Origin of the sequence: Klebsiella sp. TF21-TM (genome assembly GCF_019753495.1) — a bacterium.
Classification (GTDB): domain Bacteria; phylum Pseudomonadota; class Gammaproteobacteria; order Enterobacterales; family Enterobacteriaceae; genus Klebsiella; species Klebsiella quasipneumoniae.
This window is the reverse complement of sequence record NZ_JAIJYL010000058.1, coordinates 1-8,465: the sequence shown is the minus strand read 5'-3', so window position 1 is coordinate 8,465 and position 8,465 is coordinate 1. Positions and strand designations below refer to the sequence as shown.

4 protein-coding genes are annotated in these 8,465 nt (G+C 50.1%); all 4 read left to right on the top strand.

Annotation, left to right across the window (positions count from 1 at the left end):
• The first annotated feature begins 512 nt into the window (after positions 1–512).
• Genes K5R89_RS26170 through K5R89_RS26155 form a run of 4 tightly spaced genes read left to right on the top strand, consistent with a single transcriptional unit; the run spans position 513 to position 8,401 of the window.
• Positions 513–2,873 carry a class I SAM-dependent DNA methyltransferase gene (locus tag K5R89_RS26170; RefSeq protein WP_065813435.1) on the top strand — a complete coding sequence of 787 codons (2,361 nt, stop codon included), beginning with the start codon at positions 513–515 and terminating at the stop codon, positions 2,871–2,873.
• Positions 2,873–4,225 carry a restriction endonuclease subunit S gene (locus tag K5R89_RS26165; RefSeq protein ID WP_065813433.1) on the top strand — a complete coding sequence of 451 codons (1,353 nt, stop codon included), beginning with the start codon at positions 2,873–2,875 and terminating at the stop codon, positions 4,223–4,225. The genes K5R89_RS26170 and K5R89_RS26165 overlap by 1 nt, the downstream gene beginning before the upstream one ends.
• Positions 4,222–7,470, top strand: a complete 3,249-nt coding sequence (locus tag K5R89_RS26160; protein ID WP_217259633.1) for a type I restriction endonuclease subunit R — start codon at positions 4,222–4,224, stop codon at positions 7,468–7,470. Before K5R89_RS26165 ends, K5R89_RS26160 begins: the two co-directional genes overlap by 4 nt.
• Before the next feature lie 28 nt (positions 7,471–7,498).
• Positions 7,499–8,401 (top strand): hypothetical protein, encoded by a 903-nt coding sequence (locus K5R89_RS26155; protein WP_254242863.1) that lies wholly within the window; start codon positions 7,499–7,501, stop codon positions 8,399–8,401.
• The last annotated feature ends 64 nt before the right edge of the window (positions 8,402–8,465 follow it).

Here is an 8,465-nt window from a genome sequence, read left to right as displayed (position 1 = left end):
GCGTGCGTATTGCCTGAAAACACAACCCGCTACGGGGGAGACTTACCCGAAATCTGATTTATTCAACAAAGCCCCTCTCTACGCTCAAATGCCCCTTTTCCAGACTCGGCATCTGCCAAGGTATTACGCCAATATGAAGTGAATCCCTGAGTATTACTGTCCATTCCCCATCCCGTAACTTAAACAATTGATGTTGTCGTATAAATTCATGATGGTTAAACATTGTCCACGATGCGAGGGGGATCGCAAGAATTGTTTGTATCACTAAACATGGCGTGCCACTTTACACATCGATGGCTACTGAACGGGTATTCTCAATTTTTAAAATGCTGTTTGTCATATCTCTGATGCAATAAATGAGGATAGGAATTGTCCTCCTGATACTGGTCATTTCTTTGTCCCTTTCCGGTTGCGATAGTCCCTGTAGCAGGTATTATTTTGCGTACTACGTTCCAAAACGGTTTTTTGCCGGAGCACTTTGCTCCATGGCCGCAATCTCTTCCGAGGGCTTCATGACTAACACTAACTTTTCTCAAACGGCTGCCTTTATCTGGTCGGTGGCCGATCTGCTGCGCGGTGATTTTAAACAGTCTCAGTACGGGCGCGTGATCCTGCCCTTTACGCTGCTGCGTCGTCTTGAGTGTGTGCTGGCGGAGACCAAAGACGCGGTGGTGGCGAAATACGATGAATTAAAAACCAGCCCACTGCCGGAAGATGCCAAAGAGAAGTTTCTGCTGCGCGCCAGCGGGCTTTCCTTCTTCAACACCTCGAAGATGGATCTGGGCAAGATGGGCCAGAACGACATCAAAGCCAACCTGGAAAGCTACGTACAGGCGTTCTCCCCGGATGCGCGTGAAATCTTTGAACACTTCAAATTCAGTGAGTTTGTCGGCCTGCTGGAAGATGCCAATCTCCTGTTCAAAGTGGTGAAGAAATTCGCTACCACCGATCTCAGCCCGAAAGCAATTTCCAACTATGAAATGGGCCTGGTGTTTGAAGAGCTTATCCGTCGTTTTGCGGAAAGCTCCAACGAGACCGCCGGTGAGCACTTCACCCCCCGCGATATCGTGCGCCTGACCACCTCGCTGGTGTTCATGGAAGATGATGAAGCCCTGACGCAGCCCGGTATCATCCGCACCATTTACGATCCGACGGCCGGGACCGGCGGCTTCCTCTCTTCAGGCATGGAATATGTGCACGAGCTGAACCCTAACGCGGTGATGCGCGCCTTTGGTCAGGAACTGAACCCGGAATCCTACGCAATCTGTAAAGCCGATATGCTGATCAAAGGTCAGGACGTCAGCCGTATTAAGCTGGGGAACACCCTCTCTAACGACCAATTGCCGCTGGATCAGTTCGACTACATGCTCTCTAACCCACCGTTTGGCGTGGACTGGAAGAAGATTGAGGGCGAGATCAACGACGAACATACGCAGAAAGGCTTTAACGGCCGCTTTGGCCCGGGCCTGCCGCGTGTATCCGACGGCTCGCTGCTGTTCCTGATGCACCTGATCAGCAAAATGCGCGACAACCACAATGTGGATGGCACCGTGAGCAACGGCGGGCGTATCGGGATTATCCTTAACGGTTCGCCACTGTTTACCGGTGGTGCGGGCAGCGGTGAGAGCGAAATCCGTCGCTACATTCTGGAAGCCGATTTGCTGGAAGGCATCGTCGCGCTGCCAACGGACATGTTCTACAACACCGGCATTGCCACCTACGTCTGGATCCTCTCCAACAAGAAAGCGCCTGAGCGTAAAGGCAAAGTTCAGCTGATTGATGGCACCAACCTGTGCGGCAAGATGCGTAAATCACTGGGTTCCAAGCGTAACCTGATGGGCGATGACGATATCAAGCTGATCACCAAGACCTTCGGTGACTTTGAAGTGGTGGATGCCACCACCCTGGAAGAACTGGGTCTGGAAAAAGCCGCAGAGCAAAAATCCAGCCGCGGTCGTCAGCCAGCAACGGCCAAAACCGAAGCGCCGAAAACCTTCGCCAGCAAAATCTTTAACAGCACCGACTTTGGCTATCGCCGCCTGACCATTGAGCGCCCGCTGCGGTTATCCGCTCAGGTGACGGATGAAGCGATTGCGACACTGCGCTTTGCGCCGAAGCCGTTTAACGCGCCAATGGAGCGCCTGTATGAAGAGTTCGCAGCCCAATGGCAGGCGGATAACTACGGTGATTTCTCCGAACTGGAAGCGGAAGCGCGCACCATCATCAAAGCTGAATTTGCCGAGCTGAAAGAGAAGCAGATTAAAGACCTGCTCGATAGCAAACTGTGGCTTTCCCAGCGCGGGTTAATGGAAAAAGCGCAGCAGATTCAGGCAGCTCTGGGTGCGCAGGCGGGTGGAAAAACGCTGGTGAGCAATGACTTCAACCAGTTCCAGTTGACCCTGAAAGGGGCAATCAAAACGGCTGGCGTGAAGCTGGATGCGAAAGAGAACAAGCAATTTATCGATGCCATCACTACCAAAAATCCGGATGCCGAGCCAGTGGTGAAGAAAGTGCTGAAAGAAGCCGCTCAGCCGCTGTACGGCGCGTTTGAGTACAAAGGTAAAGTGGTCGAGTTTGAGCAGGACGGCGACCTGCGCGATAACGAGAACGTGCCGCTGAACCCGGCAGTTTCCACCAGCGACCTGATTGAAAATTACTTCAAAGCAGAAGTTCTGCCGCATGTGAAAGACGCGTGGATCAACGCCGATAAGCGCGATGCGAAAGATGGCGAGGTGGGGATTGTCGGTTACGAGATTCCGTTTAACCGCCATTTCTACGTCTATCAGCCACCGCGCCCGCTATCCGAGATTGATGCCGATCTGGATGCGGTCAGCGCCGAGATTATGAAGCTGCTGCAGGAGGTACATTCCTGATGGCTAAGTATAAGGCGTATCCGGAGTATAAGTATTCAGAGATTGAGTGGCTGGGAAAAATCCCTAGTGGCTGGTTATTGAAAAAAGCTAAATACATTTTTCAGAGAGTCCAACGTCCTCTTCGCGATATTGATGGCGTGGTGACCGCATTCCGCGATGGACAGGTTACTCTTAGGACTAATCGGCGAACCGATGGATTTACAAATTCTGTTAAAGAAATTGGTTATCAAGGTGTACGTCGTAACGATTTGGTAATCCACGCGATGGATGGATTTGCTGGTGCTATAGGTGTTAGTGATTCAGACGGAAAATGCTCTCCTGTTTGTTCGGTATGTATTCCTTGGCAAAACCAACCTCTAAATATGCGCTTTTATGGGTATTTAGTTCGACAGTTAGCTGTGACTGACTTTATTCTTTCTTTGGCGAAAGGTATACGTGAGCGTTCAACAGAATTTAGATTTAGTGAATTCTCAGGGTTGATGTTACCCATCCCTCCAATATATGAACAAGACCAAATAGCCAAATTTCTCGATCACGAAACCGCAAAAATCGATAACCTGATCGAGAAGCAACAGCAACTGATTGAACTGCTGAAAGAAAAACGTCAGGCAGTGATTAGTCATGCTGTCACCAAAGGGCTAAACCCAGATGTGCCGATGAAAGATTCAGGTGTTGAGTGGCTGGGGGAAATTCCGCAGCATTGGGGTGTTACACGGTTAAAATATGAATGCCGCAATATAGTTGATTGCCCTCACTCAACTCCTAACTACACAGATGAGGGTGAGTATCCAGCAATCCGAACAGCTGATATTTTGGCTGGATACTTAGACTTGGAAAATTGTCGCCGAGTCACAGAACCTGTTTACGATGAGAGGAATTTTAGATTAATTCCAAAAGCTGGGGATATAATTTATTCCCGTGAGGGTGAACGGTTTGGTATTGGAGCTCCCATTCCAGAGGGGGCGAAAGTGTGTTTAGCACAGCGTGTTATGCTGTTTAGGGCCAAATCCACACCTGGATATTTGATGTGGGCACTAAACTCGTCTTCTACTTATACTCAGGCTCAGCAAGACTGTATAGGGTCGACCTCTCCTCATGTGAATGTTGATACCATCAAAAACTTTATTCTTGCTTGGCCACCGGAAAACGAGAGAGAGGAAATATCAAATTTTATCCATCAAACATTGGATTCAGTTGAATCACTTACTGCCCATCTTACTGAAAAGTTAACTTTACTCCAGGAACGCCGCACTGCTCTTATCTCCGCCGCCGTCACCGGGAAAATTGACGTCCGCGACTGGGTTGCCCCTGACACGCAGGACGTTGAGGAGCCACAAGAGGCCACCGCATGAGCATAGATAGCACCAAAGAGCTGATTTTCCAGAATGAGATAATTGCTCAGATGGAAGAAAAAGGTTGGATTCGTGGCAAAACCGACGGCTACGATCGCGAACGTGCGCTGTACTCGCAAGATGTGCTGACCTTTGTGCAGACCACACAGCCGCAGGAATGGGAGAAATTTGCCAAAATTTATCCTTCGGATACCGAGCGTCATTTCCTCGATGCGCTGGTGGCGCAGCTGAAAAAAGCGGATATCAACGCTACCGATATGCTTTCACGCACTTACGGCACGCTCGGCGTGCTGCGTCATGGGATCAAAAGCCATAACGCGCGTTTTTCCCTGTGCCAGTTTAAGCCGGAACATAACCTCAATCCGGAAACCCTGACGCGCTACAAACAGAATATCTGCCGCATCGTGCCGGAGCTGGTTTACAGCCCGCATGCGTCGAACGCTGCATTTGAAGAAACGGGTAGCAAGGCAAAGAAATGGCGTATCGACCTGGTACTGTTCGTCAATGGCCTGCCAGTGGCGACGCTGGAACTGAAGTCTGAATTTAAGCAGGCGGTGCAAAACGCCATTACGCAATATAAGAAAACGCGTTTGCCGAAGGATCCTGGCACCAACAAACCTGAGCCGCTGCTGACCTTCAAACGCGGTGCGCTGGTGCACTTTGCCGTCAGCCAGTACGAAGTGTTTATGGCGACCAAACTTGATGGCGATAAAACCTTCTTCCTGCCGTTTAACAAAGGCACCCATGACGGCGGCGCGGGGAACGACATCCCGGAAGATGCCAACGACTACGCCACCAGCTACCTGTGGAATGAGGTGCTGCTGCCGGACAATCTGCTGAAAATTCTCGCCAGTTTTGTGCATCTGCAAATCGTTGAAAAAGAAGATGCCATTGGCCTGAAGTACAAAAGCGAGAGCCTGATTTTCCCGCGGTACCACCAGTGGGACGTGGTCAACAAACTGATCACCGCCGCCACGGTGGAAGGGACAGGCAATAAATACCTGATTCAGCACAGCACGGGATCGGGCAAATCTAACTCTATTGCCTGGACAGCCCACCAGCTTTCCCGTCTGTACGATGAAAATGGCGAGAAACAGTTCCACTCGGTGATTGTGGTGACGGACCGCACCGTGCTTGACGATCAGCTGCAAGACACCATCTATCAGTTTGAGCATCAGGATGGCGTGGTCGGGCGTATCAATAACAAAGAAGGCGACGGCTCAAAATCGGAGAAGCTGGCCAGCGCGCTGGAAAACTCGCAGCCAATCATTATCGTCACTATTCAGACCTTCCCGTTTGTCCTGAAGGCGATTGAAAACAGTGTCAGCCTCAAGCAGCGCAAATACGCGGTGATCGCCGATGAAGCGCACTCCTCACAGAGCGGATCTACGGCACGTCAGCTGAAAGAAGTGCTGATGACCGAAGAAACGGATGACGATGTGGAGATGTCTTCAGAAGATATTCTGGACGCCACCGTCGCCGCGCGTAAAGGCAGCAACAACCTCAACTATTACGCCTTCACCGCCACGCCAAAAGCCAAAACGCTGGAGCTGTTTGGCCGTCGCCCGAATCCGCAGGAACCGGCTTCAAAAACCAATAAACCTGAAGCGTTCCACGTTTACTCCATGCGCCAGGCCATCGAAGAAGGCTTTATTCTTGATGTCCTGAAGAACTACACCAACTACAAAGTGGCGTATAAGCTGCTGCAAAAGCTGGACGATCCTGACCGGGAAGTGGACAGCAAAAAAGCGAAGATCAAACTAAACCAGTGGGTCTCGCTGCACGATCATAACGTGTCGCAGAAAGTGAAGGTGATCGTTGAGCACTTCCGCAAGCATGTAATGCACTTACTGGCTGGCCAGGCGAAAGCGATGGTGGTGACCAGTTCACGTAAAGCGGCGGTACGCTACAAGCTGGCGTTCGATAAATATATCGCCGAGCAAAAGTACGACAAGATCAGCGCCATGGTGGCCTTCTCCGGGGAAGTGGAATTCCATGAAGATGACCACAACAGCCTTGCGCTGCTTAACCAGAAGTTCACCGAGATCAATATGAACCCCGGACTGAAGGGCCGGGATATGCGTAAAGCGTTTGATACCGACGACTACCAGGTAATGCTGGTGGCTAACAAATTCCAGACCGGTTTTGACCAGCCCAAGCTGTGCGCCATGTATGTGGATAAAAAGCTGGGCGGCGTGGAGTGTGTACAGACGCTGTCGCGCCTGAACCGTACCTATCCAGGGAAGGCGCAGTCCGGCACCTTTGTGCTCGATTTCTACAACGAACCCGAAGATATTTTGGGGGCTTTCCAGCCGTACTACCAGACTGCGGAACTGATCGATGTCAGCGATCCGCAACTCGTCTTTGAGCTTTATGAAAAACTGCGCACCAGCGGCATTTTCCTGTGGAACGAAGTGGAGCAATTCTGCGAGGCATTCTTCAGCAAAAACAAATCCAACGCCGCCATTAGCAATATCTGCAAACCTGCGGTGGAGCGCTGGAAGCATCGCTACACCTCGGCGATTGATGCTTATGTGCTAGCCAAAGAGATGTTTGAACGCACGAAGAAGACCGGCGACGTTGTGCTGATCACCAATGCGGAAAATACCTTTAAGGACTGCGAGAAAGAAAAAAGTAAGCTGGATATCTTCAAGAAGGATCTCGGTAGCTTTGTCCGCTTTTACGAGTTTATGTCGCAAATCGTCGATTACGACGACAAAGACCTGGAAAAGCTGAGCCTGTTTGCCCGTCATCTGCGTCCGTTGCTGCATGAACAACGTATCGAAGAAGATGAGGTTGATTTAAGCAACGTGGAGATGAGCCATTACCGCCTGTCCAAACTCCACGAACAGCATCTGAAGCTGCAGGAAGATGCGGCGGAATACAAAATCAAACCGGGTAATGATGTCGGAACGGCGAAGCCGAAGGATAAGAAAGAGGAGTTTCTGTCGAATATCCTGGCGCGTCTGAACGAGCTATTCGTCACCGATAATCTCACCGATAAAGACATGATCAACTATGCCTTCGCGGTGCGCGACAAGCTGTCAGAAAACCAGGCGGTGATGACCCAGATTGCTAACAATACGCGCGAGCAGGCGATGCTGGGCGATTTCCCAAAAGCCATTGATGATGCCGTGATGGACAGCAATGAGGCCCAGCAGGAGATGATGGTGCAATATCTCTCTAACCCTGAACTGGCCAAGGGCTTTGCTCGGGTGGTGTTTGATATGTTGAAAGGGGCTTAACGCTTTTCATCAAGGAGTGGTGTAGGAAATGCTGAATTCTCTCGAGATATACCAGGCGTTGAATGAATTGGGTTATCGTCTTGAGTCTGGAAAATTCGAGCCAAGCTATGCTTCTGAGCATGCGCTCGGGAATGGAAAGTATCTGTATGTCAAACGCCGTCAGGACGGTGTGGTTAACAAGAGCCCATTGGTTCTTGCACCAGAAACCCGGGCCTTAAAAGCGGAAATCGATCGTATTTCGGGTATCCACTGCCTTTGGGAAAAAGTAAAAAGCACCAGCTACCGCCGTTATCCGAAAGATAACGGTACATCCCAATATGGTTTCGCGGCTGATGTTGAGTCAGTTGAAGCGTTACAGGCGCTGGTAACTTTGCTGGGAGGCCAACCAGCTATAACTCCCCAAACCGAACTAATAAGAGACAACGAAAATAAGGAACAATCATTAATGTATCCCTTAAACCAAATTCTCTTCGGGCCCCCCGGCACAGGCAAAACCTACTCTACGACCGAAATGGCGGTAAAAATCGCCGATAATGCGTGGTACCAACAGGCTACGCGCGAACATCATGGCAATGACTTACGGGAGTTGGTAAAAGAACGCTATAAGTCGTTGGTAGAAAAGCAGCGCATTATGTTTACCACCTTCCACCAGAGCTTCTCCTATGAAGATTTTATCGAAGGGATCCGCGCGACCACTGATGAAACATCGGGTGCGCTTCGCTACGAAGTAGTGGATGGTATTTTTAAACAGCTGTGCCTGAATGCTGAAGTTAAAACACGTGGTAGTTCAAACCAATCACTGTCCTTGAATGGGCGACGGATTTGGAAAATGTCTCTCGGGAATACGCTTGACGGAGAAGATTATATTTTTGATGAATGCCTTGTGAATAATTATATTCTATTAGGTTGGGGTGATAATCGGCTTTGTTGAATAAATCAGATTTCGGGTAAGTCTCCCCCGTAGCGGGTTGTGTTTTCAGGCAATACGCACGCTT

Coding starts and splice junctions, on each gene's coding strand:
- K5R89_RS26170 (WP_065813435.1), top strand. CDS start 513: ATGACTAACACTAACTTTTCTCAAACGGCTGCCTTTATCTGGTCGGTG.
- K5R89_RS26165 (WP_065813433.1), top strand. CDS start 2,873: ATGGCTAAGTATAAGGCGTATCCGGAGTATAAGTATTCAGAGATTGAG.
- K5R89_RS26160 (WP_217259633.1), top strand. CDS start 4,222: ATGAGCATAGATAGCACCAAAGAGCTGATTTTCCAGAATGAGATAATT.
- K5R89_RS26155 (WP_254242863.1), top strand. CDS start 7,499: ATGCTGAATTCTCTCGAGATATACCAGGCGTTGAATGAATTGGGTTAT.